The sequence below is a fragment of the Nitrosomonas ureae genome, from assembly GCF_001455205.1.
GTDB lineage: Bacteria > Pseudomonadota > Gammaproteobacteria > Burkholderiales > Nitrosomonadaceae > Nitrosomonas > Nitrosomonas ureae.
The window spans coordinates 2,859,926-2,885,578 of record NZ_CP013341.1; the positions used below are offsets into that span (position 1 = coordinate 2,859,926).

20 protein-coding genes, 3 tRNA genes and 1 pseudogene are annotated in these 25,653 nt (G+C 44.7%); 14 read left to right on the forward strand and 10 right to left on the reverse strand.

The features are described 5' to 3' along the window. Positions 1 to 17: 17 nt before the first annotated feature. The gene (ppx, locus tag ATY38_RS13330; protein ID WP_062559720.1) at positions 18 to 1,502 is read right to left on the reverse strand and encodes an exopolyphosphatase; all 1,485 of its coding nucleotides are present in this window, start codon (positions 1,500 to 1,502) and stop codon (positions 18 to 20) included. Position 1,503: 1 nt separating this feature from the next. Between ppx and sixA the strand changes: the two genes are divergently transcribed. Continuing rightward, complete coding sequence (gene sixA / locus ATY38_RS13335) at positions 1,504 to 2,085, forward strand: phosphohistidine phosphatase SixA (protein ID WP_235590304.1); 582 nt, start codon at positions 1,504 to 1,506, stop codon at positions 2,083 to 2,085. Here sixA and ATY38_RS13340 read toward each other — a convergent pair. From ATY38_RS13340 to ATY38_RS13355, 4 genes are all read right to left on the reverse strand, one after another. Beyond that, positions 2,080 to 2,505, reverse strand: a complete 426-nt coding sequence (locus tag ATY38_RS13340) for a helix-hairpin-helix domain-containing protein (protein WP_062559721.1) — start codon at positions 2,503 to 2,505, stop codon at positions 2,080 to 2,082. The genes sixA and ATY38_RS13340 overlap by 6 nt on opposite strands. Before the next feature lie 114 nt (positions 2,506 to 2,619). Next, positions 2,620 to 2,979 carry a YajD family HNH nuclease gene (locus ATY38_RS13345; protein WP_062559722.1) on the reverse strand — a complete coding sequence of 120 codons (360 nt, stop codon included), beginning with the start codon at positions 2,977 to 2,979 and terminating at the stop codon, positions 2,620 to 2,622. A gap of 48 nt (positions 2,980 to 3,027) precedes the next feature. Further along, positions 3,028 to 4,857 (reverse strand): AMP-dependent synthetase/ligase, encoded by a 1,830-nt coding sequence (locus tag ATY38_RS13350; RefSeq protein WP_062559723.1) that lies wholly within the window; start codon positions 4,855 to 4,857, stop codon positions 3,028 to 3,030. Positions 4,858 to 4,947: 90 nt separating this feature from the next. Then, positions 4,948 to 7,470, reverse strand: a complete 2,523-nt coding sequence (locus tag ATY38_RS13355) for an acyl-CoA dehydrogenase (RefSeq protein ID WP_062559724.1) — start codon at positions 7,468 to 7,470, stop codon at positions 4,948 to 4,950. Between the two features lie 693 nt (positions 7,471 to 8,163). Between ATY38_RS13355 and ATY38_RS13360 the strand changes: the two genes are divergently transcribed. The 3 genes and pseudogenes from ATY38_RS13360 (at position 8,164) to ATY38_RS17105 (ending at position 10,668) form a co-directional block, all read left to right on the forward strand. Then, complete coding sequence (locus ATY38_RS13360; RefSeq protein WP_062559725.1) at positions 8,164 to 8,418, forward strand: hypothetical protein; 255 nt, start codon at positions 8,164 to 8,166, stop codon at positions 8,416 to 8,418. Positions 8,419 to 8,449: 31 nt separating this feature from the next. Next, positions 8,450 to 9,244 (forward strand): carbonic anhydrase, encoded by a 795-nt coding sequence (locus ATY38_RS13365; RefSeq protein ID WP_062559726.1) that lies wholly within the window; start codon positions 8,450 to 8,452, stop codon positions 9,242 to 9,244. Positions 9,245 to 9,627: 383 nt separating this feature from the next. Continuing rightward, a pseudogene (locus tag ATY38_RS17105) lies at positions 9,628 to 10,668 on the forward strand (MFS transporter). Between the two features lie 263 nt (positions 10,669 to 10,931). Here the strand turns inward: ATY38_RS17105 and ATY38_RS13380 are convergent. Beyond that, on the reverse strand, positions 10,932 to 12,206 hold the full coding sequence (locus ATY38_RS13380) for a hypothetical protein (RefSeq protein WP_062559729.1): 1,275 nt from the start codon (positions 12,204 to 12,206) through the stop codon (positions 10,932 to 10,934). Between the two features lie 449 nt (positions 12,207 to 12,655). On the opposite strand from ATY38_RS13380, the gene ATY38_RS13385 reads away from it, so the two are divergent. The 3 genes from ATY38_RS13385 (at position 12,656) to ATY38_RS13395 (ending at position 15,940) form a co-directional block, all read left to right on the forward strand. Beyond that, positions 12,656 to 13,372 carry an OmpA family protein gene (locus tag ATY38_RS13385; RefSeq protein WP_062559730.1) on the forward strand — a complete coding sequence of 239 codons (717 nt, stop codon included), beginning with the start codon at positions 12,656 to 12,658 and terminating at the stop codon, positions 13,370 to 13,372. After that, positions 13,372 to 14,586: an ExeA family protein gene (locus ATY38_RS13390; RefSeq protein WP_062559731.1), complete on the forward strand. Its 1,215-nt coding sequence runs from the start codon at positions 13,372 to 13,374 to the stop codon at positions 14,584 to 14,586. The genes ATY38_RS13385 and ATY38_RS13390 overlap by 1 nt, the downstream gene beginning before the upstream one ends. 304 nt (positions 14,587 to 14,890) lie before the next feature. Next, complete coding sequence (locus ATY38_RS13395; protein ID WP_062559732.1) at positions 14,891 to 15,940, forward strand: YheT family hydrolase; 1,050 nt, start codon at positions 14,891 to 14,893, stop codon at positions 15,938 to 15,940. On the opposite strand, the gene trhP is transcribed toward ATY38_RS13395, so the two are convergent. Then, positions 15,896 to 17,263 (reverse strand): prephenate-dependent tRNA uridine(34) hydroxylase TrhP, encoded by a 1,368-nt coding sequence (gene trhP / locus ATY38_RS13400; RefSeq protein WP_062559733.1) that lies wholly within the window; start codon positions 17,261 to 17,263, stop codon positions 15,896 to 15,898. The two genes, ATY38_RS13395 and trhP, sit on opposite strands and share 45 nt — an antisense overlap. 62 nt (positions 17,264 to 17,325) lie before the next feature. Here trhP and dnaE point away from each other — a divergent pair, with 62 nt between their 5' ends. From dnaE to ATY38_RS13420, 5 genes are all read left to right on the forward strand, one after another. Further along, a complete protein-coding gene (dnaE, locus tag ATY38_RS13405; RefSeq protein ID WP_062560221.1) occupies positions 17,326 to 20,829 on the forward strand; it encodes a DNA polymerase III subunit alpha in 3,504 nt (1,167 codons plus the stop codon). 131 nt (positions 20,830 to 20,960) lie between these two features. Next, positions 20,961 to 21,092 (forward strand): hypothetical protein, encoded by a 132-nt coding sequence (locus tag ATY38_RS16855; RefSeq protein ID WP_255252001.1) that lies wholly within the window; start codon positions 20,961 to 20,963, stop codon positions 21,090 to 21,092. A gap of 114 nt (positions 21,093 to 21,206) precedes the next feature. After that, positions 21,207 to 21,281: transfer RNA gene (locus ATY38_RS13410), tRNA-Gly, on the forward strand. Positions 21,282 to 21,392: 111 nt separating this feature from the next. Further along, positions 21,393 to 21,466: transfer RNA gene (locus tag ATY38_RS13415), tRNA-Cys, on the forward strand. 26 nt (positions 21,467 to 21,492) lie between these two features. Then, a tRNA-Leu gene (locus tag ATY38_RS13420) sits at positions 21,493 to 21,582 on the forward strand. A 105-nt stretch (positions 21,583 to 21,687) separates the two neighbouring features. Here the strand turns inward: ATY38_RS13420 and tnpA are convergent. The 3 genes from tnpA to ATY38_RS13435 all read right to left on the reverse strand — a co-directional run bounded on the left by tnpA (position 21,688) and on the right by ATY38_RS13435 (position 22,785). Then, positions 21,688 to 22,125: an IS200/IS605 family transposase gene (tnpA, locus tag ATY38_RS13425; RefSeq protein ID WP_062559212.1), complete on the reverse strand. Its 438-nt coding sequence runs from the start codon at positions 22,123 to 22,125 to the stop codon at positions 21,688 to 21,690. 112 nt (positions 22,126 to 22,237) lie between these two features. Then, on the reverse strand, positions 22,238 to 22,540 hold the full coding sequence (locus tag ATY38_RS13430; RefSeq protein ID WP_062559734.1) for a type II toxin-antitoxin system RelE/ParE family toxin: 303 nt from the start codon (positions 22,538 to 22,540) through the stop codon (positions 22,238 to 22,240). After that, positions 22,537 to 22,785: a type II toxin-antitoxin system ParD family antitoxin gene (locus ATY38_RS13435; protein WP_062559735.1), complete on the reverse strand. Its 249-nt coding sequence runs from the start codon at positions 22,783 to 22,785 to the stop codon at positions 22,537 to 22,539. The genes ATY38_RS13430 and ATY38_RS13435 overlap by 4 nt, the downstream gene beginning before the upstream one ends. Positions 22,786 to 23,370: 585 nt before the next feature. Here ATY38_RS13435 and ATY38_RS13440 point away from each other — a divergent pair. Both ATY38_RS13440 and ATY38_RS16700 read left to right on the forward strand, forming a co-directional pair. Further along, the gene (locus tag ATY38_RS13440; protein ID WP_235590305.1) at positions 23,371 to 24,873 is read left to right on the forward strand and encodes a CRISPR-associated endonuclease Cas3''; all 1,503 of its coding nucleotides are present in this window, start codon (positions 23,371 to 23,373) and stop codon (positions 24,871 to 24,873) included. Next, positions 24,873 to 25,634 carry a hypothetical protein gene (locus tag ATY38_RS16700; protein WP_235590307.1) on the forward strand — a complete coding sequence of 254 codons (762 nt, stop codon included), beginning with the start codon at positions 24,873 to 24,875 and terminating at the stop codon, positions 25,632 to 25,634. Before ATY38_RS13440 ends, ATY38_RS16700 begins: the two co-directional genes overlap by 1 nt. Positions 25,635 to 25,653 lie beyond the last annotated feature (19 nt).

Here is a 25,653-nt window from a genome sequence, read left to right on the forward strand (position 1 = left end):
ATATCCAGGAACACCCTTCAGTTGAATATCAATTTAATATCAGCTGCCTGTAGAAATCCTTGCTCAGTATTCAGGTCAGCGAATGTTAAAGGGTGTTGATCCAACCAATCTGACGGAAAATCCAAAGTAATGTGGTTTTTGTTCAGATCCATGTGAATTTCCGGCAATCCACTATTGGAGCGGCTACGATGCAGCACTACAGCCAGCCTTAATAGAATACACAGCCTCATCACTGACGTTTTTACTGAAAGGGCTAATGATTCAAATTCTTCTAGTGGAAATTTACGCCGATGACTCCGCACCAGCATCGCCAGCTTGATTTGCTCCTGCCGGGAGAATCCTGCCAAATCAGAATGGGTGGTTAAATAGGCGCCATGCTGGTGATACTGGCTATGCGCAACGGATAAGCCGATTTCGTGGATCAGCGCTCCCCACACCAGCAATTTCAGATCTGTTCTTTCGTCTAATTCCCAATCAGTTTTCACCTGATGGAAAAGTTTTTCTGCAGTATCTTTGACCCGATTTGCTTGCTCGGTATCGATACTGTATCTCTGCATAACGATTTCAATGGTTTTATCTCTGATATCCTCATTATGCATCCTGCCGATCAGGTCATACAACAAACCCTCACGCAAGGCACCTTCGGATACATTGATCTGTTCCAAATTAAGCGCCTCAAAAACACCGTACAAAATCGCTACACCGCTGGCAAAAACCGGTTTTCTGCGTTCCGGGATGCCTGCAAAATCAATCGCTGCACTATCACCAATCGCAACTAAGGTTTCCAATAATTTGGTCAATGCAGATGCGGTAATGCCTGAATCGCACCAACCTTGCGCTTGTACTACATCCCGTACTGCCATGATAGTACCGGAAGAGCCCAACGCAGTGTCCCAGCCTGTTTTTTTATAAGCCATTTCGATGGATTCCAATTCCTGCATTGCAAACAATACGGCTTTGCGCATTTTTTTGGCTTTTATCTTGCCATCATCAAAAAAACGCTGACCCATATTGACACATCCCATATGCAGGCTTTCAGTCACATAGGTATCAAACCCCCGACCAATGACTAATTCCGTACTCCCACCACCGATATCAATCACCAGACGCTTGTTAACCTCATCGTATAAACTGTGCGCAACGCCCAAATAGATCAGTCTTGCTTCTTCACGTCCCGCTATGATCTCTACCGGGTGACCCAGTGCACTGTGTGCCTGCGACAAAAAAACGTTGCCATTCCGAGCCAGACGAAGTGTATTCGTACCCACGGCGCGAACATTCAAAAGTGGAATTTCTTGGATGCGTTGGCCAAATCGCTGCAAACATTCCAGGGCCTGTTGCATGGATTCTTTCGACAGTTCCTGCTTATCATTCAATCCCGAAGCCAGCCGAACCATCTCCTTCATGCGATCGATAATCAGCAAACGGCCATCCACCTGGCTTGCCACAATCATGTGAAAACTGTTTGAACCTAAATCAACAGCAGCGTAGGATTCATCCATAATGAAATATACCGCAACGAAAAATAGCAATCCAATTAATCGGTCTCATAATAAAGCCATGCCTAAATATCAATTGATTATCATGCGACATGCCAAATCAGACTGGTCTGAAGACAATAGATCGGATTTCGATCGCCCTTTGACCAGCCGCGGAATGAAAGCGGCCAGGCAAATGGGCAAATGGTTAAAACAATTTTTAAAACACGAGCAATACCCCATAGACCGTATCATTTGTTCTCCTGCATTACGAGCAAAACAAACTTGCCATCTGGTCGTAAGCGCGTTAAATATACCTGAAAATATTGTAAATTTTGAACCAGGAATCTACGGTGCATCCTGTGACAATCTGATCGCTCTGATCGAGCGATACAGCAAAGGAGTGCATTCATTACTCATCATTGGACATAACCCGGGTCTTGATCAATTACTCTGTTATTTATCCCAAAACCCACCCCCCGCCAACAATTGCGCTAAATTGCTGACAACCGCTGCTCTGGCTGTATTGGATTACGGAAGCAGTGTAATTTCAGTTAACGCTCATGAGGCGCAGTTGCGATACTTAATCAGGCCCAGGGAATTATGATTTCTTTTTATTCTTCCCTTTTTTCTTGCCCTCTTTCTTTTTATCTTTATCCTTTTTTTTCTTGTCTTTTACCTTCCGCTTATCGTCACTACTTTTCTTCTTTTTGCTCTCATCATCAGTCTGGCTTGGTTCAGGTTGACTCACAATCTGATTTGCCACCGTTATCTTGCCTGGAGTTTTTTTAGCCTTTGCCTGTGTACCTCCGCCAGCCGCCGCTAACGGTTTAACCGGTTTGGCTTGTAAGCAATCAGCAGCCGATTTTTTTACTGCTCGTGCTCTTATCGCGCCGCTGAACCCCGGTATTTTTTGCAACTCTGTCAAACTAATTGCGGCCAATGCTTCGACTGTTCTGATTTTATGTTCAGATAAAATTTTGACTGTGATGGGACCAATTCCAGTTACATCCGTAAGCTTAAGCATGACTAGGCTCCTGTTGGCTCGAAATTCTCATTATAACTGTCTGTTGGTTAAACACAATGCGCTCTGGATCAGATCTGATTTTAATAAAAAACAATCGCGGTATTTATTTCTACATTATGTTTTTTTCTTCAGCAGATCCTTAAGATTGGCAAAAGGATTATGTGTAGCGACTTCTTCTGCCTGTCTGCCATCATCACGGCCGATCGAATCTTTCAATTTGGAATGTTCATGTTCATGGCAGTAGGTGCAAAGCAGTTCCCAGTTACTGCCGTCCGGCGGATTGTCATCATGATTACTATTCTTATGATGCACTTCCAGTAACTGCAGGTTTTTGTGATCAAAGGTACGCGCGCAACGGCCGCAAACCCAGGGAAACAGTTTGAGCGCCTGCTCACGGTAGCCTTGCGCACGTTTCTCCGCATTCCGACGCGCTTCCAGAATTACTTTGTCTAATTTGCTGGGATCTTTTGCCATTTAATCTGCTTTCTACAGTTAATAAGTTTGGATAAAAAATAATCGATTTCAGTGGCCTGCATACAATCTTTCAATTTCTGAATTATATTTCTCCAGCACTTTTTCCCGCTTCAACTTTAAGGTCGGTGTCAGCAAACCATTTTCAACGCTCCACGGTTCCTGCGCGACCGCGACACGGCGTATCTTGGCATAGCCCGGAAATTCACTCGTTTGGCGGGTGATTTTTTCCAACAAAATTTCCTCAGCTTGTTGCCGTTGCTGCTCGTTCGTCAAATCATCGCCCAAACCGTAATGCGCCATGAATTCTTGCCGCCGGGCAGGATTTAACACGACTAACACGCTCAAATAAGAACGGGATTCCCCGATCAACATGACCTGTTCAAATAGCGGATCGCGCAAAATCGCCGCTTCCATATCAGTCGGCGGCACTTTTTCACCAGTGGATAAAACAATAATTTCTTTTAATCGCCCCGTGATGGTGACATGACCTTGGTCATCAATCGATGCGATATCGCCGGAATTCAACCAGCCATCCGATGAGATGACTGCCTGGGTTGCCTCCGGATTATTCCAGTAACCCAGCATCACGTTTGGACCACGGATCAGCAATGCGTTACTCTCTCCCAGCTTGACTTCCACGCCGGGAATAGGCAGGCCGACACTGGCCGGCACATTATCCTCGAGCCGATTGGCGCAAACCACAGGACTGCTCTCGGTCATCCCATATCCTTGCAGAATCGGCAAACCAAGCCCGATAAACACGCGCGAAACCTGCGGCGATAATGCGGCACCACCGCTCATCACCATGCGCAATCGACCACCCAGTTTGCCCATCACTTTATCAGCCACCCATTTTTTCAATAGTGGCCACAACACATGTGACAGTCGCCGATACCCTCTTCCCTGTTGACACTCAAACCGGCTATAACCCACAGCAACCGCAAAATTGAATAGCCAGCGTGCAAAACCCGGGCCTTCGGCCAGTTTCGCCTGTATGCCCGCATACACTCGTTCATAAATTCGCGGCACAGATATCATTATGGTCGGCCGGATTATCACAAGATCATCCTGCAATTGCGGAATCGAACGCGCGTAAGCAATTGTGGCGCCCGTCATCATAGGCACATAATAGCCTGCCGTTCGCTCAAAGGTATGAGACAAAGGCAAAAAAGAGAGCAGCACATCCTCGGGTAGTACCGGGATAACTTGCAAGCAGCTGAAGGCATTGCTCAGGATATTGTGATGGCTGAGCATCACGCCTTTGGGACGCCCCGATGTGCCGGAGGTATAGATGATCGTAGCCAGAGAATCGGGGTCACTGTCAATATGCCGAACCTCGCTGACGTGCACTGATAACCATTCCATTGCAGAAACGACACGTACGTTATCACAGGCATCAACACTATCCGGTTCAAAAGGCCGGAGTATGACCACTCGCTGCAATCCCTCTATTTCATTGGGCAAGGTAAGAAATTGCCGCCATTGTTGCGAATTTTCCAGCAATAGTAATTTAACAGTTGCATCATTGATGACGTACGTTGCATTCTCGACTCGATCATCAACATATAACGGAATAACCACGAGCCCCAACCCCATTGCCGCCTGCTCGAACATGACCCATTCCGGGCAATTTCTCATCATTACCGCGACCCGGTCACCGGGTACCAATGATTCCTTTGTCAAAGCTACCTGCCATCGAGCTATATGTTGATTCATCTGTTCCCAAGTATGACTGCGCCACTGATCACTAACCGGGTCAAAATAACGATAGGCGACTGCCTGGGGCGAACGCTGCACACGTTCCTTGAAGAGACCATCCAGTGTTTTTGCTTGCTCCACAGAAATGATGTTGCTCATTCCATTTTGTTCAATTTGCATAATTTCCCCCGTAAGCACGGATTTTATCTGAGTGTCCGCGTACTAACGATATTGCATCAGTGCTTTTTCCCGCTGCTGCGGTATTCCAACTTATTTAATCGTTTCAATAGTCTTGGATTCTTCCGTCACAGGATTGCTTTTTTTTCTGCTTGTGGTTTTAGTACTGTTCCCTGCGCTGACGATATTTGCGCCATCCGCCTCATCCGTAACATCATTACTGATCGTGTAATTCGCGTTGATAGCGCCTTTGGCACTCATCGCCGTATTGGAATTTCCGGTTGCAGCATTGCGCAGGTCTTTGGTTTCGCTCTCAAGATCAGGTCTAAAATCATCCACTTTAATTACCTTGCTGCGTAAATCCTTGAGTTTTTCCAATAAACTTGCTTCTTCCGCGGTGATTACATTGAGCTGTAGTGCTTGAGCGATCTGCCCGTCACCATGATCGGTAATTTTGTGCAGCTTGACAGCTTCGCGCAACTTGGCTTCGATCGCCCCGCATTCGATAACACACCGTAAGGCCTGTTCCAGATCAGCCATCGGTTCATGTTCCGCAGTCGGCACATGAATACCAGCAGTCAAGCGATCACGCACGGCACCCGGTACCATCATTAGCCTGGCAACCTCGTGTGTCAACGCATCAACCGGTGGCTTGCAGCGCTTGCCGAGTGGGAAAACCAGGATTCTGAGTAACCCAACAAAGGTAAAATGCCCCGGAATATTGGCCAGGAACTCATCAAATGCCTGCTGCATGCGATAAATGGCATCTTGCATGCACCAATGCAGCAATGGCAAATCAGAATCAGGGCGGCCATCGTCCTCAAAACGCTTCAGTGTTGCCGAGCATAAATACAGCATGCTCAGAATGTCACCTAACCTGGCGGATAATCTTTCCTTACGTTTAAGCGATCCACCCAAGCGCATCAGTCCAATATCGGCAATACACGCAAAGCTGGCGGAAAAACGTGCCAGTTGACGATAATATGTAGCGGTTTCCGGTGTGGCGCTTTCCGGCGCATTATCCTTGATATGGTTACCAAACAATGCATACACCAAACTGTTTGCAGTATTTCGCAATGTAAACTTTGCATGCCCGATTAATGCTTCATCAAATGCCATCGATGCGCTGTCCGGATTTTTATCATGCGCCGCATTGACTTCTCTCAACAGATAAGGATGGCAACGCAACGCACCTTGTCCGAAAATAATCATGTTACGTGTCAATATGTTAGCACCTTCAACGGTGATGCTGACAGGAATCTGCTGATAAGTACGTCCCAGATAATTTCTTGGGCCGATACAAATTCCTTTTCCACCGTGAATATCCATGGCATCATTAATTGCTTGCCGTCCTCGCTCGGTCAAATGATATTTTACAATCGCTGAGGCCACCGAAGGTTTTTCCCCAAGATCAACTGCAGCGGCAGTCATGACACGGGCGGCATCCATCATATAGGTATTGCCGCCAATACGCCCCAATGCTTCCTCGACACCTTCAAAATAACCGATCGGTGTTTTGAATTGTATACGCACCCGGCTATATGCACCGCTGGTGCGAGTTGCCAGTTTAGCTGCCCCCACACTGGTAGCCGGGAGTGAAATGGCGCGCCCTACAGAGAGGCAATTCATCAGCATGCGCCATCCTTGCCCGACTCCTTCTTGGCCGCCGATGATCCAATCCATTGGAACAAATACCTCTTTTCCCGAATTCGGGCCATTCTGGAATGCGCCATTCAACGGATAGTGGCGCCGACCGATATTTACACCCGGTGTATTTGTGGGGATAAGTGCCAATGTAATGCCCAGGTCTTCCTCTTTACCCAGCAACCGATCCGGATCATATAGCTTGAAGGCCAGTCCCAGAATAGTTGCAACCGGTCCCAGCGTAATATAACGCTTCTCCCAAGTTACCCGCATACCTAACACATCCGTTTTACCTTGATACTCACCGCGGCACACAATACCAAAATCCGGCATTGCTCCCGCATCGGAACCCGCTTCCGGTGAAGTGAGCGCAAAACAAGGCACTTCCAAACCTTTTGCTAGACGCGGCAAATAATGTTCCTTTTGCATTTCGGTGCCGTAATGCAGCAGCAATTCAGCCGGCCCCAGTGAGTTCGGCACCATCACCGTTACTGCCGCCGTACCGCTGCGCGAGCCGATCTTCATTACGACCTCGGAATGAGCCAATGCTGAAAACCCGTAACCACCATATTGCTTGGGAATAATTAAACCAAAGAAACCATTTTCCTTGATGAATTGCCATACCTCAGGCGGTAAATCCTTTAATTCATGGGTAATCTTCCATTCATCCAGCATCGCACACAATTGCTCAACCGGACCCTCGAGAAATGCTTGCTCTTCTGCTGTTAACTGCGGTTTCGGATAAGCCAGTAATTTTTTCCAATCCGGCTTACCGCTGAATAAATCTCCTTCCCACCAAACTGTACCGGCATCTAGCGCCTCCTGCTCCGTTTGCGAGATTTGTGGCAACATTTTGCGAAAAATTTTCAGTATTTGATTGGTGACCAAATAACGACGCAGCAAAGGAACCGCCAGAATCAGACCAGCGATGACAATGACGAACAGAATGACGTAGAAGAGAAACGCGAGCATGGTGATTTTCCCCTTAATGAGTTAAGCCTGATCAAGCTATGACATGACAGTTGTACAACTCCTGAACCAGACGTACAAAATCCAGCATCTTCTTAAAACGCTTACAGCCTCAAATTTACATGATAATCGTTCAAATCCCTACTTTAACACCGGAGTTTTACCATTGGGTTGTTGTGTAATTTATACACTCGTAATTTTTAATACTGCGTTTGCTTTTTGATTCAATCCGTCTTTTCATATTATTTATCAATATGATATATAAAATATTTCTAATTCTGCAAAACAGAGTTCATGGCAAAATTTTAACGCTCCGAAATTGCTTAAATTGGAAATAATCTTAACCACAATCCAATCTGAAGAGTCATTTATCTTATCGCGATTAATTGTTATTTCAGCAAATACCGAATTTACGGGAGCCTCTATTACTATTAGCACCGAAAAGATCGGGAATAAAAAAACAAATGAGGAAAAATCAGCCCGAAAGATCTTTCTTACTTATCTTAAATTTTTATTTGTGACAAGGGCATATCTAATTTAAATTCTAATAACATTGTTCCTGTCATTTGTTTTTGTTGACATATTATTAACATTGTCATGCCATTTTATTAACATTTTCTTTACATTCTTATGATAACGTGCAAGCCACACTGTGTGAATTGTAAATAAATGCTTTCTTAATTGATGAGGAAAATCATGTTTATAAAAATTTTTTTAGCTTTGTCTTTAGGGTTGAGTGTGTCATGTTTTGCCGAATCGGATAGCAGTAAATCAAAATTGTTGATTGAACCGGATCAACAAAAAAGATCATCGACTGAAACCAATCAACAAAAAAAAACCACCCAATCTAATTCATCAACAGAGCATACAGGCTCTCCTCAATCATCTCAGGATACCAATCAAAACAATCAACCATCAATGATTGAGTATTGTAGAAAACATACTTGCTAATTCAATTACTACATGCGATCGGAGTGAATTCATGAATACGAAAATAATCAGAAACCTGGCTTCTGCAATTTTTACATGCTACGCAACCCTGGCTGTTTCCGCTCCACCCCATTGGAGTCATGATGAGCAGGCTACCTGGTGGGCAATTCAGGATACAACGCAAAACGTACCATTGAACTATCCTTATGCGGATTGCGGCGTGGGCAAGCATCAGTCTCCAATTGATCTCGCTACTGTGAACATCAACGATTCAAAGCCTCTCAATAAACTCGCCGCCTTATACGATACTGACACACCAGTTTTTTTTAATAGCGGTCATGGTGTACAGGTTAATACATCAGAAAATTACACGGGCGCATTAATGATTGGAGAAGAGTCTTTTCCATTGATTCAGTTTCATTTTCATGAACCCAGTGAACATGTCGTAGGCGGCAAAAATTTTCCAGCGGAGCTACATTATGTACATATTAATGAAGATGGGAGAATTATAGTCTTAGCTGTCGCTATTGATGTCGGTGAAGAAAATGCGATATTTGAAACCATACTCAACAACACCCCGCATGAAGAAGGCGGGCAGAATTCAAGTTCCGGCATTCAGATCAATCCAGCACAGCTGCTTCCTGATCTGGATGCTGCAAACTTGGATTACTATACAATTGCAGGTTCATTAACTACTCCGCCATGCAGCGAGGGGGTGCAATGGTATCTACTGCCCAAAGTTATTACAATCTCGGCTGCACAACTTGAACAGCTTAAAGGGTTTTATACCAATAATGCGAGAGCCCCTCAAGGTTTGAATGGACGATCCTTGCTTTCAACGCAATAATTGCCTGTAGTATTGACACTGCTACCCAGTAATTAACGCTGCAGAAATAAGCCGTCCGAATATTTCTCATGCGATGCTATTATTCTTCGGCAGTGTCAATTTGTGATTTCTCCTGCTCTTGCCGCAGTTTGATGTCAACAAGCTCCGGGTTTGCGAATTTAATCAGATTTCTTCACGGAAGTAACAAAATTTGTATGAGCTTGTCTGCGTCTTTTAGATTACAAGCAAAAAGTTGAGCAGCTTGGTCAGTACCACATCAGCAATGATGATGTGATGCCAGTTTGAGCAGCGATAACACCGGAGCTTGTGCCCAGGAACGAACTACAATCCGCTATTGCATTAACAGCCTGGGTATCAATGTAGCGCGTACAATTGGTCCGGCATTGGCCGGAATAATTGTATCCTTTGCCGGAACCGGTGCCGTATTTGTTTTGAATGCGCTCACGTATTTTCTTGTCAATTTCACTTTGTTTCTCTGGCAGCGCGAGGCGATCAGTGAATTACCAAGCGAGCGATTCTTTAGTGCATTACGCTTTGGCTTCCGTTTTGCACGCCATGCACCAGACCTCCTGGCGGCCATCATTCGCGGATTCGGTTTTTTCTATTCGCGAGTGCGTCCCGGGCTCTATTACCGCTGTTAGCCAAGAACCTGGAAAATGGTGGACCGCAGACATTTGGCATTCTGGTAGCTTCCATCGGTGTTGGGGCTGTCATTGGTGCTTTCTTGCTACCCAAGCTGCGTGAAAAAATTTCACGCGATATGTTAGTCGCATTAGCGGCAATCGCGTACGCATTTACCATGTTTGTATTAGCAAACATCGAGCAGCTAATTTTTTGTGTTTGGCGATGGGTGTGAGTGGTATTGCATGGATTGCTGTCTTATCATCACTCCAGGCTGCGGCACAAATGACGCTACCTAATTGGGTGCGGTCACGTGGACTTGCTATTTTTATGGCGATTTTCATGGGTTCCATGACAACCGGCAGTTTGTTATGGGGCAAGGTCGCAGAAATTACAAGCATTTTAGAGGCATTAATGACAGCAGCAATCGGTGCAGTGACAACTGCATTGCTTACTTGGCGTTGGCACATCGGTGGTATCGAGAAAGTCGACCTCACTCGCTTGATGCATGGGCCGGCATCCATGGTACATGATAGCGTGACGCATGATCGTGGGCCGGTTCTGGTAACGATTCAATATGCGGTTCAAAGCGATAAAACAAGCGCATTCTTAACCATGATTCGCGAACTCAGTAAGCGTCGCCGCCGCGATGGTATCTTTACCTGGGGGTGTTTGAGCATACCGAAAAACCGAATCACTTTATAGAATCCTTTTACGTCAACTCCTGGCTCCAGCATCTCCGTCAACACGAACGCGGGACTCATGCAAATCGTAGCAGACAGAACTTCGTACACTACTCATAAACGGCAGTGGACCTGTAGTCACTCACTAAGTAGCACCTAAATCCACCACGGAACGAACAAAAAGATAAAAATCCGACCATTGATTCTGTAAAGGGATTAGTTTATTGCTTTCAGAAAATGCAACAAAACCGATAAAGCACCCCGCCGCAAGCAGCGGGGTATTAACTACGCTTTACAATCAGGTGGTTCTCAATCAGCTTTCGTCCCAAGGAACGAGAAATTGAATCCACACAGATTAAAGTTTGACCATAGAGAGCTTATCGCTATGGTTTCAATTTCATCATCATGGGTTGCAGACGCTTGATTGTAGAGGGTGCAATCAGATCCTTTATCTGCAATGATTTGATTGCTGATGCCGGAGCACAGTTAGCTACTTCCACTAATTTCACCACAAGCGGATTAAAAGTTACATCTACGCCAGTATAACTACCCGCATCATCACCACTGCGATCACCCCGGAATTTAAACTCTTTGACCGGCCCGTTCGGACCGCCACCTTGACGATCATCGTTATGATCGGTATCAATAAAATGAGCCGTGCTTTCCGGGCTATTAGCTATACTATCAATGCGCCAGCCTGGCGGTGGTGTATAGTAGACATCAGTGCGTTCACCTTCTGCAGTGGTCCAATCGCTACGTGTTTCCTGCGCCTTCATCCAAAGCCGAAAATTAACGTGCGTACCTTCATTATTCCAACGCGCATTTGCCCACACTTCAGGACCATGCCCGCTGAATTCTTTATCACCGCGCGTATGAGGCGGAGTAAAGGATAAATAAGTATTACGCTCGTATGTTTCTGTTTTTTCCCGACATACTGGCGTAGCCGGTTGAATCACGGCGATACTGGAGATAGGACGATTCTGCCATTCCAGGGTTAGTCGATCACTGGCGCTGGATACAGGAACCCCATTTGCTCCAAGATTGAGCGTCATGTGATAATGAGTCAATCGATCAAGTTCTGAAGAAACATCCAGTACGCCCGATTTATTGTGTAACGTTACCTTAATAGGTGTCGTATCGAAATCATAACCAAAAAACTCCAACTTGTTGCGGCGGCTTGAATCCAATGCCATATCGACAGCAGCAGGCACCACATGGCATAACGCTGGTTCAACGGGAGGTATCGATTGATGCAGTAGTCGTGCACGAATTCGCGCCAAAGCCTGACGCACACGTGTGCCGATAAAATCCACGTTGCAACGCAACTCGTTTCCCGTAGCAGCTACGCTACGGTTGAGCAAATCCGAAACTTCATTGCGTACCGTGGATTGGGCTTCACTGGTCAATTTTGTCGTAGCATCTTGCAATACGGACTGCCAGGAAGCAGAGTTCCGATCCAGGGCATCAATCGCGTTATCTAACGTGGCCACGGTATCTCCCGCGACATCACTTGCTTTATCTGTTAATTTATCGATTTTATCGCCGATGCTGCAACCTGCGATCAGAATCGTCATAAACACCATCAGCCCTAGTAATAGTCTTGGTATTCCTCTGCCTGTTTGGAATAAATGTGGAAAAGGTGCTGTAGTTTTCATCATGTTATTAACCCCTCTATCTGGTAAGAAAATACTCTCGGATTTCTATTTCATGAAGCGAACAAAAAGTTGATGTCCCATCAATCCAATAAAATATACAACACCAACCGTGAATACTTGCGTGATAAATCTCACACACTAATGCTAGCAAGAAAATTTAAACCTTTGGGAACAGATGCCTTGATGACATGATAGTGTGATAATCTCATAAAAAGATACAATTTATTGCCTTTATTAGCCTGTTTGAATGTGAACTTGTACGAGACAATGTTAATCTGCATCTTGTTGCACGGATTTTGAAGAGCTGAACTGGGATAGGTTGTTTTTGTACACCGATAATCAAGCCAAATTTGTTCTATTCCTATAAGCAGAACACCTTCCAATACGTTAAAATGTTTGTGCACAAGCCCGTTACAATTGCTTAATCAACATACTAAATCGAGCGCATTATCATGGTACGTTTTTTTATTATTGGACTATCTGTTGTATTTTTTAGCCTGTCGGCTGTGGTGATGTTTAAAGCACTGGAGACCCCAGTCCAAGACACAATTTATCAAGGTAACTGGCCGCAAGCACCTTCTATATCTGAATCCACTTCTGCACCTACATCTTCATTGATATCCCCATCTACTTCAGAACGCAGTATAAATGATTTAATTCACTCACCTGAGATTCAGGATGATGAGCATACTATTCTTGCTGAAAAGGTAGAAAAAACAATTTCTCAGGATGAAACCTCACCTGCAGCGGCAGAAGAAGAAATAATGGATACCGTGCTTACCCCTGACGTAATCGATAAACCTCGAATCCTAACCATATTTGACGGTAAAACATTCCGATCCGGGCAAGATATTATCCATGATGTTTCTCATTCGATAATCGATAATTTAATTAAAGAAATATCAGCATCTCCAAACAGTCGTATTCTCATTGAAGGTCATACCGACAATATACCGACCGGAAAGATTAGCAGTGACAATATGGATTTATCCAGGCGTCGGGCTCGGGCCATCGCAAATATACTGATTTTGCATGGAGTACCCGCTACGCGAATATCTATTATTGGCTATGGCGACAAACGGCCAATAGTTTCAAATGCTACCGATGAAGGTAGAGCAAAAAACCGTAGAGTCGAAGTAAAACTTATGCCTCCAGAGGGAGCAAACTAATGCATATGTATGCCCAGCACTTTAACCTTAAATTACTTCCATTCGAAAATGTGCCGGATCCATTGTTTTTCTATGATCATGGAGATCATGCACGCATTCGTAAGCAAATATCCGGCTCTTTACAAAGCGGTCGTGGATTAATCGTTGTAACGGGACCTATTGGCTCTGGCAAAACCACATTGAGTCAAATGATAAAAGCCGACTTCCCGGAAAGCATTCAATTGATTTGGATGGCTGAGCCGCCTGCAAACAGCACTGATCTTTATTTATTTCTTGCTCAAGAACTTGGCCTTCAACCCACATCATCTGAGAAAACCTTTGTCATGAGGGACATTCGGAATGCTTTGATGACAATCAATACAGAAGGAAAAAAATGTCTGGTTATCATCGATGAATCCCATTTGATGTCGGAAGATGTTCTTAATGGCATTCGTCTATTAAATAATCTCGAAGAAGGATCCATCAAACTTATTCAGTTATTGCTTCTTGGTCAGGATGAACTGATGGAAAAAATCAACAAACCAGAAATGATTCCATTCAAGCAACGAATTGCCGCACTTGAGTCGTTAGGAAAAATGACAACCGATGGCGTACTAAAATATATTACACATCGTATCCAGGTCGCAGGAGGCAATCCGAATTTAATTTCCGCCACTGGATGGGAAGCCATCTCTATCGCATTCAGTGCCGGTGGAACACCGCGCACCATTAATTCATTGTGCGACAGATCATTCAATGTTGCATACGAACGCAATAAATCTGTAATCGATGCAAAAGATGTTTATGAGGCTACACAGCGGATGGGATTGATCACCGATGTATTTCATTACATCATTATGCTCAACAACGAAGAAAGAAAGAAGCAGGAATCGCAAGACATAGCTGACCAATCAGTCCAAGAAGCAGTCGTACCTAAGACTACCAGCAGTACCGAACAACCGCCTTCACCAAACATAAAGAAAGCAGAGCAGAAAATTAATCCAATAATGTATGAAATCCCTGTCATTCCAAGAGCCAAAATAGATATATCCGACAAATCCTATGATGAAATTGCAAATGCGATAAAAGCAAAATATGAGCAAAAGAATTTACAAATTTCCGTTGCTTTACTCCTAGTGTCACTCACTACATTCTTAATCAGCATTTTTTATTTTTGCCATCGCTCGGATTCGGATGGATTGTTGGAGTGCCTCACACATTTGCTCAGCTTTTGATGTTTCATCTTCTCCTTGTGCTTATACATCTCCACGCTATGCTTCTAATGAACATAACACGCTTAGTAAGCACTATAGGTTGGCATACGGATATGCTCGGATGGGTATCATCCTTATCGGTAGTACTCTTCTCTAATGACCCCGTCGGATAACGCTCCCATATTTTGAGGTAACTATCCTTGCATAGCAACCTACTAATAAGTACTTCTGCGCATAATCAACACCATGACGACAATGCCAATAGTTTTATCGATTACAATAATAAAATGTCCTGAATATCGCAACACAACAAATAATAATAAAAATGTTTAGAACAACCATTCCTTTGTACACAAATCGCTATAAAGCACCGCCTTGGCTGCCCGGTGGAAATATACAAACGCTTTATCCTTATTTTAACAAGCCAGTGCCGCTGTTTACGTATCGGCGTGAACGCTGGGAGCTCGAAGATGGGGATTTTGTTGATGTCGACTGGACCGAAGGGTCTGTGGATTCACCTTTGGTAATATTTTTCCATGGTTTGGAAGGGGGATCTTCAAGTCATTATATATTAAGCATGATCAATAGGTTAAAGAGCCACGGATGGCGCAGTGCCGTCATTCATTTTCGTGGTTGTTCCGGTGTGCCGAACCGGTTATCCCGTGCCTATCATGCCGGCGATTCTACTGAGATTGATTGGATGCTGCGACGCATTACCAATCAAAAACAAGTAATAAACAGTGTACGACCGGTTTATGTGATGGGTGTTTCGCTGGGTGGCAATGCACTACTGAAATGGCTGGGTGAGCAAGGTGAACGTGCATGCGAGCTCGTGACAGGAGCTGCAACCGTTTCTGTACCGCTGGATCTGGCAGCTGCAGGCTCAGCTCTGGATAAAGGGTTTAATCAAATTTATACGCGCCATTTTCTCACCACCCTAAAAAACAAGGCGCTTGATAAATTAGAACAATTTCCCGATTTATTTGACGCCACGGCACTCAAGAAATGTGCTTCGATTTATGACTTTGATAATCTGGTAACAGCGCCGCTACATGGTTTTCGTGATACTGACGATTATTGGCTGCATTCCAGCAGCAAACAATGGTTGCCCCATATCAAAGTACCTACGATAGTAATTAACGCTCGGAATGATCCTTTCATGCCAGCATCAGTATTACCGGGTCAAAATGAAGTATCTTCAGCGGTCACATTGGAATTTCCCGAAGAAGGCGGCCACGCCGGATTCATGCAAGGCCCGTTCCCAGGAAAATTGGATTGGCTGCCTAAAAAAATACTTAGTTTTTTTCATTATCAGTGCCAGCACCGTTTTTCAGAAGAAACGAGTGACAAAAGCGTTCTCTACATTTCCGGCTAGCGGTATTCTGACCCGATGGCCGCTGCCAGGCGCAATTTGTACCGGACGCCCGGCTGAATCCAGCATGTGCGACAACTCCACTACCTGATTACCTGCGGGGTGAATAATCTCAAGGCGATCACCCACCTGAAAGCGGTTTTTCACCAGTATTTCGGCCATACCGCTCGCTGTATCAAATCCAGTGATATCGCCAACATACTGACTGCGATTGGACTCAGAATGTCCGCGCAAATAGTTTTGCGTTTCATGCGTGTTATGCCGCTGATAAAAACCGCTGGTATAGCCGCGGTTAGCCAATCCTTCCAGCTCACCTAACAAAGTTAAATCAAACGGTTTTCTGGCCACAGCATCATCAATTGCCTTGCGATAAACTTGAGCCGTGCGTGCTACATAATATAAGGACTTGGTACGCCCTTCTATCTTCAATGAATCAACTCCAATTTTAACCAAGCGCTCGACATGCTCGACTGCACGTAAGTCCTTGGAATTCATGATATACGTACCATGCTCATCTTCCATAATCGGCATTAATTGACCAGGCCGTTCCTTTTCCTCGATCAGATAAACTTGATCGGCAGCAGGATGCCGCGTAATCGAACCGCATCCGCTGGTCATGCTTGATTGCTCGGATTGCTGCATCGCTTGGCCAAAATCAAAATCAATTTTCCCGACTTCCTGAATATCCCCACTTGAATTTTCCTCAGCGGATTTCACTTTATAGTCCCAACGGCAAGAATTCGTGCAGGTACCTTGATTCGGATCACGGTGATTAAAATAACCTGACAGCAGGCAACGTCCGGAATACGCAATACAGAGTGCACCATGAACAAAAACCTCAAGTTCCATATCGGGACAATAATCACGAATTTGCGCCACTTCATCCAATGATAATTCACGCGACAAAATTACTCGTGTTAGTCCTATTTTCTGCCAAAACTTAACCCCCATATAATTGACCGTATTGGCTTGTACCGACAGATGAATCGGTACATCCGGCCATTTTTCGCGTACCATCATGATCAACCCCGGGTCGGCCATAATCAGCGCATCCGGTTTCATCGCAATAATAGGCGCCATATCATCCAGGTAAGTTTTAATTTTAGCGTTATGCGGCATCGCATTGCTGGCCACCAAAAACTTCTTTCCTAAAGCATGCGCTTCCGCAATACCTGTTTTAATCTGTTCCAAAGCAAAATCATTGTTACGCGCGCGCAATGAATAACGCGGTTGTCCTGCATACACGGCATCGGCACCAAACGCATAAGCAATGCGCATCTTGTCCAACGAGCCAGCAGGAAGTAAAAGTTCGGGTGATTTCAACATAATGTAAAATAGCGCTCAAAACTGTATTAATGACAAAGTTATCACAGATTAATTGTAACATCATGCCCACCAAACCAGCTTTTATTCATTTACGGATGCACAGCGAATATTCCATTCTGGATAGCACCATACGTATTCATGATGTCGTTAAAAAAGCCGTAGCCGACCAAATGCCGGGCCTGGCATTGACTGACCTTGCCAATCTTTTCGGTTTGGTAAAATTTTACCAAACTACATACAAAAACGGGATTAAACCAATCCTCGGATGTGATATCTGGATCGCAAATGAATCTGATCGAAGCAAGCCGATTCGATTACTAGTGCTATGTCAGACACATGCAGGTTATTTGTTATTGTCTCGCCTGCTGTCGCGTGCCTACCGCGAAAACCAATTTCAAAATAGAGCGGAGATCAAAGAATCGTGGCTGCAACCCGATGATTGGGGCACGGAAGGGCTCATTGCTTTATCAGGCGCTCGTGTAGGTGACATTGGATTATCGCTGTTACAAAATAATATATTACAAGCTGAAATTCAGATACAAAAATGGGCAAATCTGTTTCCCGATCGTTTTTATCTTGAGATCCAGCGTGATGGCCATGCCAATGAAACAATGCTGGTTCAGCATTCGCTCGCGCTGGCCAGGAAATTCAGTTTGCCCATCGTAGCGACGCAAGCGGTGCAATTTCTCAATGCGGAAGATTATCAGGCGCATGAAGCGCGTGTTTGTATTGCTGAAGGGTACATTCTGGAAGACAAACGTCGCCAAAAAAGTTTTACGGAACAACAATATTTCAAAACCCAAGCTGAAATGACACAGCTGTTCGCCGATATTCCTGCGGCGTTGACGAATACAATTGAAATTGCCAAGCGCTGTAATCTGGTATTGGAATTGGGTGTGAATCGGCTTCCGCTATTTCCTACGCCTAATAACGAGGGCTTGGATCAGTACCTGCGAAGCCAGGCTGAAATTGGCTTGATAAAACGCATGACAAACTTGTTTCCCGATACAGAAGTGCGTAATGCCAGAATCGTCCAGTATCAATCCCGCCTCGAATTTGAGGTCAATACCATTATCCAGATGGGGTTTGCCGGTTATTTTCTGATCGTCGCTGATTTTATCAACTGGGCCAAGCATAACAATGTTCCGGTAGGACCCGGGCGCGGTTCCGGAGCAGGCTCATTGGTAGCTTATTCACTTGGAATTACTGATCTTGATCCGTTACGGTATGACTTGTTATTTGAGCGTTTTCTGAATCCCGAACGTATCTCGATGCCCGATTTTGACATTGACTTTTGCCAGGACCGGCGCGAGCTGGTTATCGAATATGTCAAGCAGCGTTACGGAATGGGGAAAGTCTCTCAAATCGCCACATTTGGTACGATGGCTGCCAAAGCCGTAATCCGTGATATCGGCCGGGTTATGGATTTACCGTACAACTTTGTCGATCAGCTCGCTAAGCTGATACCGTTCGAGATCGGTATGACTTTAAAAAAAGCACGCCAACTCGAACCACAGCTCAACCAACGTGCCGAGGAGGAGGAAGATGTCCGCAACCTCCTGGAATTAGCGGAAAGCCTCGAAGGCATCACACGCAATGTCGGTATGCATGCCGGAGGGGTGCTTATCGCCTCAAGCGAAATCACCGATTTTTGCCCGATCTACTGCACCGAATCCGGTGATTCCATCGTCAGCCAGCTGGATAAGGATGATGTTGAAAAAATCGGTCTGGTGAAATTTGATTTTCTTGGATTACGCACATTGACAATCCTGGATCGTGCGGTCGGGTATATCCGCCAATTACATCCAAATATCGACTCTCACGAATCCCGGCCTTTTTCACTGGAAACCTTACCATTGGATGATGATGCAACTTATGCATTAATGCGTAAAGGTAATGCGGTAGGCATCTTTCAATTCGAGTCGCGTGGCATGATCGATCTGCTACAGAAGGCAAAACCGGATCGCTTTGAAGATATTATCGCGCTGGTTGCATTATACCGCCCTGGCCCGATGGATCTGATTCCTGAATTTATCGATCGCAAACATGGTAGAAAACAGATTGAATACCTCGATCCGCGCCTGGAGCCGATTCTGGGGTCGACTTATGGCATCATGATTTATCAGGAGCAAGTCATGCAGATCGCGCAAGTCATTGGCGGCTACAGTCTTGGCAGCGCCGATTTACTGCGCCGCGCGATGGGCAAGAAGAAGGTCGAGGAAATGGCGCAACAGCGTGACATTTTTGTCTCCGGTGCAATCAATAACGGTTTGAGTGAGGATAAAGCTACTGAATTGTTCGGTTTAATGGAAAAATTTGCCGGCTATGGCTTCAATAAATCGCATGCCGCTGCTTATGCGCTCATTGCGTTCCAAACTGCTTACCTGAAAGCGCATTATCCGGCAGAATTCATGGCCGCTTGTTTGTCCGCCGATATGGATGACACGGATAAAGTACATATTTTCGTTGAAGACAGCATTGCCAATGGAATAATAATTCTGCCACCCGATATTAACCTTTCCGACTACCGTTTCATTCCGGTGGATAGCAAAAACATCCGCTTCGGTCTTGGCGCAGTTAAAGGTACCGGAGAATCCGCAGTCAATTCCATCATCGCAGTACGCAGGCAAACTGGGCCATTCACCGATTTATTTGATTTCTGCAGTCGTGTCGACCGACGGATCGCCAATCGCCGTGTGATGGAATCGCTAATCCGTGTGGGTGCGTTTGATATCATCAATCCCAACCGCGCCAGCTTAATGGCTTCAGTCGGTTTAGCCATAGAATCCGCCGAACAGGCAAGCCGATCTTCCAATCAAATTAATTTATTTGGTGAAACAAGCAACGATTCACAGATGCAACCACAATTGATTAAGGCGGAATCATGGCACGATCGAGAAAAACTGCATCAGGAGAAAATCGGCCTAGGCTATTATTTCAGCGGTCATCCTTTTAACACCTATGCTTCAGAACTGAGACACTTTATTGGTACCCGACTTGACCGGCTAAACCCGCAACGTGAGCCGCAACTGCTCGCTGGCATCATTCACTCGATTCGCATACAAATGACGCGCCGCGGAAAAATGGGAGTCATCAGTCTGGACGATGGAAAAGCACGAATAGAATTGGTTATTTTTAGCGAACTCTTTGATGCGAATCGTACTTGGCTAAAAGAGGATCAACTTTTAATCGCAGAAGCGAAAATAGGCATGCGCGGATACAACGGAGACGAAGAAGATGGATTGAGAATTACCGCCGAGCGGCTGTATAATCTCGCCGGGATCCGCTCGCGTTTCGCAAAACAAATCAAGATTTACTGCAGTCTCCTCACCCTCGACCAAATATCCGGCCTTAAAAAATTGTTAATACCGTTTTGCACTCAAACGCAAAAATCTATTGCAGATTTTTGCCCGATTACTGTCATCTATCGCAATGACATAGCCAGCGGTGAACTGGACTTGGGAAATGACTGGCGGGTACATTTGCATGATGATCTGCTGCAGTCATTAAATACGCATTTTAAAACTGAGAACGTGGAGATTGTTTATTCAAAAAACAATAAATAATAAATAATAAATAATAAATGCTTCATCAATAAACATTATTTCTGTTTCGGAATCCACATCCAGCAAAAAATAAATTCTTGCGATTATGATTTCTTAGCGGAAAGTAAGCTCCTGGAGTCTGCCACAGTATCATGCCTACTGAACTTCTTGTATTGCCCGGTAAAAATTCCGGTGCCTCTAATCACGAAAAACAGCATCTTAATGAACAAATACCGGTCTATCAATTCTACACAGGCACCAGGCTTGGTATTATTGACAAATAATAAACAATTGATTGTCCATTCCGATCGCCTGCATTTTCTTGACAAAACGCGCAGCATCTCTATAATCCACCCTTTGTTTCTGAAGTGATTCAAATCATACAGTAGCTTCAAAATGCGGGAATAGCTCAGTGGTAGAGCACAACCTTGCCAAGGTTGGGGTCGCGAGTTCGAGCCTCGTTTCCCGCTCCATTATCTAATGAGAATGGTACATGTAAGGTGTTTTTATTGCCGGAAATCGAATAACCTGTGATGCAGGTTTTTCCCGTAAGACTCACATCATGCTGAAAATCATGTAATAATGGCGGGGTGGCAGAGTGGTCATGCAGCGGCCTGCAAAGCCGTCTACGCCGGTTCGATTCCGACCCCCGCCTCCACAAAAAATCGATCTAAAAATTCTATCGCCCGGGTGGTGAAATTGGTAGACACAAGGGACTTAAAATCCCTCGGGCCTAAAACGCCCGTGCCGGTTCGATTCCGGCCCCGGGCACCATCCATTAAGCTATTGTTCCAATTCGATTATTTTCTTAATATTTTTGGGAAAGAAGAACCGTTTTAGGCAACATAATAAACGACCCCGTGGCAAGACCACGGGGTATTAGAAAAGCTCAAGTTGACGCAGTTCTTCTTTTGGTTTGCCTTGATTCTTTACATACCGCTCAACCACACCCCAATCCGCTCTTTCCCCTACAGTTGCAACATAATAGCCATCCGTCCAAAACTCACCACCCCACAGATCTCGTTTCAAATCCGGCTTCCACTTAAACAATTCCCGCGCTGTTATGCTTTTGAACACCCTAACAATCTGACCCGGTGCAATTTTCGGATGTGCCGTACAAAGTATATGTACGTGGTCTTCGTCGCAACCTATCTGCTCAAACTCAATGTCGTATCGATCTTCTATCGCTTTCGCAGTCATCATAATGATTTTTACAACTGCGTCATCTAACAGTCCCCGTCTGTATTTCACAGGAAATACAATGTGATAATGTATCTGCCACCCACAGTGGCTCGCCTTCTCTACGACATCTCGCATCCCATCATTCTAAAGCCTAATTAGATCCCCGTGGCAAGACCACGGGGAATCGCAAGTTGAAAAATAATGAAATTATTGGTTCGGTTCTCGCAGGCTATTTTTATATGAAAAGCTAATCTGGATCAAAGTAGTTTAATACACCCATAGCTTGGTGCGGTATGCCGATGATGTGAATACAGCTCTCACCAATTGTGTAGAATATCAAATGTGATCCTTGCAAATAACAGTAGTAGCCTTCTTCGATATCAATCCTGTGTTTACCTATTTTAGGATTTCCAGCTAGCCACCTGAAACATCGGTCAAGATCGCGCAAATAGCTATCTCGTTTCTTTTTACCCCATTTTTGTAACGTATAACGCCCAATATTTTTGAGGTCTTGTTGTGCACGTGGAGTAATTTTGATGGTGAATGTCATTCCTTTGCATCCAACTCCTCAATAATCTTATCAATAGAATAATCTTTTACGAATTCACCACGCTCAGCTTGTTCCACACCTTCTTTTAAATATATGCGAAGAGCTTCCAGCTTGCTTTTGCGCTCTTCCATTCCACGTAATGCCTCGCGAACGACTTCACTCGCCGAGCCATACCGTCCGCTTGCGATCTCATTTTTAATAAATATTTCCCAATGCTCGCCTAAACTCAAACTTGTCGTTGCCATTTTTGATTAAAACTCCCAATATATTCATATATAACAAATATGAATATATCAAAAGAATGCAATAAATGAAATAAATTTTTGAAAGATTCAGAGCTTAGGCATATCCATAAAGGTATCTCCACTAAACCCTCGTAAAACGGACTCCCATTCTTCTAAAATATTAAAAAGTTAGTTCGAAGAACTTCCGATTTTCTGCACCACAGATGGTTTTATACAGTAACACAAGCCTACCAAACTCATATAGTCCGACAAGCTCACTAAACACGAATAAGCAAACGATTTACGTGTTTTTTATGTGCGATAGATTTCAGTAATATCCTTTACAATCCAGTCAAATATGCAGTAACTCATCTTGTTACTGTTTTGCTTTTGTGAAGCACTTCTTTTCACTTGGGAGTTACTGTAATGGCCCGACACACAATCAAAGCTGACCTGGCAATCAAAACCACAAAACCTATGTCGACATCGTAAAATTATTGTTGCCAAAGCAGACGAATCGATAGGACTGTTACACGATTTTGGTAAATACAGTACCTTTTTTCAAAACTACATTCAATCTGTTAGTGGATTAAACCAATACATATAATGTCAACACAGCAATCGAATCAAACTGTTTATTATGCCCACTCAGGTAAACTTGAAGATTTATCAGATGGCCAAACCTTACTTGCTCATTTAAGCAAAGTAAGCGAAATGGCTGAGCAGAACGCTCATTGGTTTGGAGCTAAAGAATTAGCTAAATATGCTGGTTTACTTCATGATCTTGGCAAATATTGCCCTGAGTTTCAGCGGCGATTGCAAGGAGGGAAAATCAGAGTGGATCACGCCACTGCTGGTGCACAGGTAGCAGCAGCACGTTGGCAGTTAATGGGTAAATTGCTTGCTTATTGCATCGCAGGACATCATGCCGGTTTGGCAAATGGGATTGATGAGGGAGAACAACGTTCAAATCTGGATGTTCGTTTAAAGCTTGAGCCCGGCAAAGACATTCCCCATCTTGATCCGATATGGCAGCAGGAAATAAAACTGCCGGAGCAATTAACAATGCCGGAATTAACATACCATAAAATTTGGCCCGGTTTTCAATTGGTTTTTTTTACGCGCATGATTTTTTCATGCTTGGTTGATGCTGACAGAAAGGACACCAACAACTATTACCGTAGACTAGAAGGAAAAGGAAATGCTGAATCAAACTATCCGCCACTGTCGGCTTTGCGCGAGCGGTTCAATACAAAATTAGAAAAAATTCAGCAGAACTTGGCAACCCAGCCGCCGAAAAGCATTAATCAACTCCGGCAACGCATACTTGACCACAGCCGCAAACAAGCGGAATTACGTCTTGGTCTGTTTTCTCTCACCGTACCAACCGGAGGCGGAAAAACTTATACATCGATGGCCTTTGCATTGGACCATGCCATTGCCCATCAATTGCGGCGGATAATTTACGTCATTCCGTTTACCAGCATTATTGAGCAAAACGCCAAAGTCTTCCGCGAAGCGTTTGACGACTTGGCCGATGCGGTCGTAGAGCATCACAGCGCTTTTGACGATACCAAACTGCCAAATAACGATGCCCGAGACACCTTGAAACTAGCAATGGAAAGTTGGAATGCGCCTGTTATTGTTACTACCGCCGTGCAATTCTTTGAATCCCTGTTTGGCGACCGGCCCTCGCAATGCCGCAAGCTGCACAATATTGCCGGTAGCGTGATTATTCTCGATGAAGCCCAAACCTTGCCACTTAAATTGCTGCGGCCAATCATGGCGGCGATCGATGAACTGGCATTGAATTACCAATGCAGCATTGTTTTATGTACCGCGACGCAACCTGCGTTAAAAAAAGCAGAGGGTTTCATCAATGGTTTTGAAGATGTCCATGAAATTTCACCTGATCCGCTCGCTTTATTTACCGAACTTGAACGAGTAACGGTAAAAAACATCGGAGAGCAAACTGACGAGCAACTGCTGACCCATTTACAGGAAAAAGAACAGGTACTCATCATCGTCAACAATCGCCGCCATGCCCGTAGTTTGTATGACAGCATGAAAAAATTGGAGCTGGAGGGGGCGCTCATCTTACGACCCTGATGTGCGCCAAACATCGCTCACAAATTTTGGAAAAAGTGCGGGAAGACTTGTTACAGGGAAAACCCTGTCGTTTGGTTTCAACTTCTCTGATTGAGGCGGGCGTTGATGTTGATTTTCCGTGTGTACTTCGCGCCGAGGCCGGGTTGGACTCCATTGCCCAAGCCGCAGGACGTTGTAACCGTGAAGGCAAGCGCGAGCGTAAAGACAGTAAAGTCTTGATATTTCAAAGCCCTGATTGGCGTGCGCCACCAGAACTGGAGCAACTGGCCGGCAATATGCGAGAAGTAATGCGTAACCATAACAGGAGCTTGCTATCACCCGGTGCTTTAACAAGCTATTTTAATGCTGTGTACTGGTCTAAAGGCGATGAGTTGGACAAGAAGAAAATTCTGGAGACGCATAACAATCACTGTCGGCAATTGAGTTTTCCTTTTCAGAATATCGCCCGCGACTTCCGCATGATAGAAACCATGCTCAAGCCAGTAATCATTGAATTTGACGACAAAGCGGAAAGACTGTTGCGGGATTTGGAGTTTGCTGAAAATGCAAGCAGCATCGCCCGCCAGTTGCAGGTTTATTTGGTGCAAATGCCAGAACATGGTTTTAAAGAGCTGTTAAAAGCTGGCGCTATCAAACCCATAAAACCTGAGAAGTTCGGCGATCAGTTTTGGCGTTTAACAGATCTCGATCTTTACGATGAAGGGGCCGGTCTTAGTTGGGACAACCCAGTTTTCATGGAAGCTGAGAAAACAATAATTTAAATCGGAGTAAGGTTAATCA

Bases quoted from the DNA above. Each gene is read 5' to 3' on its own strand.
- ppx (WP_062559720.1), bottom strand. From the start codon at position 1,502: ATGGATGAATCCTACGCTGCTGTTGATTTAGGTTCAAACAGTTTTCAC.
- sixA (WP_235590304.1), top strand. From the start codon at position 1,504: ATGAAATATACCGCAACGAAAAATAGCAATCCAATTAATCGGTCTCAT.
- ATY38_RS13340 (WP_062559721.1), bottom strand. From the start codon at position 2,505: ATGCTTAAGCTTACGGATGTAACTGGAATTGGTCCCATCACAGTCAAA.
- ATY38_RS13345 (WP_062559722.1), bottom strand. From the start codon at position 2,979: ATGGCAAAAGATCCCAGCAAATTAGACAAAGTAATTCTGGAAGCGCGT.
- ATY38_RS13350 (WP_062559723.1), bottom strand. From the start codon at position 4,857: ATGCAAATTGAACAAAATGGAATGAGCAACATCATTTCTGTGGAGCAA.
- ATY38_RS13355 (WP_062559724.1), bottom strand. From the start codon at position 7,470: ATGCTCGCGTTTCTCTTCTACGTCATTCTGTTCGTCATTGTCATCGCT.
- ATY38_RS13360 (WP_062559725.1), top strand. From the start codon at position 8,164: ATGTTTATAAAAATTTTTTTAGCTTTGTCTTTAGGGTTGAGTGTGTCA.
- ATY38_RS13365 (WP_062559726.1), top strand. From the start codon at position 8,450: ATGAATACGAAAATAATCAGAAACCTGGCTTCTGCAATTTTTACATGC.
- ATY38_RS13380 (WP_062559729.1), bottom strand. From the start codon at position 12,206: ATGATGAAAACTACAGCACCTTTTCCACATTTATTCCAAACAGGCAGA.
- ATY38_RS13385 (WP_062559730.1), top strand. From the start codon at position 12,656: ATGGTACGTTTTTTTATTATTGGACTATCTGTTGTATTTTTTAGCCTG.
- ATY38_RS13390 (WP_062559731.1), top strand. From the start codon at position 13,372: ATGCATATGTATGCCCAGCACTTTAACCTTAAATTACTTCCATTCGAA.
- ATY38_RS13395 (WP_062559732.1), top strand. From the start codon at position 14,891: ATGTTTAGAACAACCATTCCTTTGTACACAAATCGCTATAAAGCACCG.
- trhP (WP_062559733.1), bottom strand. From the start codon at position 17,263: ATGTTGAAATCACCCGAACTTTTACTTCCTGCTGGCTCGTTGGACAAG.
- dnaE (WP_062560221.1), top strand. From the start codon at position 17,326: ATGCCCACCAAACCAGCTTTTATTCATTTACGGATGCACAGCGAATAT.
- ATY38_RS16855 (WP_255252001.1), top strand. From the start codon at position 20,961: ATGCCTACTGAACTTCTTGTATTGCCCGGTAAAAATTCCGGTGCCTCT.
- tnpA (WP_062559212.1), bottom strand. From the start codon at position 22,125: ATGCGAGATGTCGTAGAGAAGGCGAGCCACTGTGGGTGGCAGATACAT.
- ATY38_RS13430 (WP_062559734.1), bottom strand. From the start codon at position 22,540: ATGACATTCACCATCAAAATTACTCCACGTGCACAACAAGACCTCAAA.
- ATY38_RS13435 (WP_062559735.1), bottom strand. From the start codon at position 22,785: ATGGCAACGACAAGTTTGAGTTTAGGCGAGCATTGGGAAATATTTATT.
- ATY38_RS13440 (WP_235590305.1), top strand. From the start codon at position 23,371: ATGTCAACACAGCAATCGAATCAAACTGTTTATTATGCCCACTCAGGT.
- ATY38_RS16700 (WP_235590307.1), top strand. From the start codon at position 24,873: ATGTGCGCCAAACATCGCTCACAAATTTTGGAAAAAGTGCGGGAAGAC.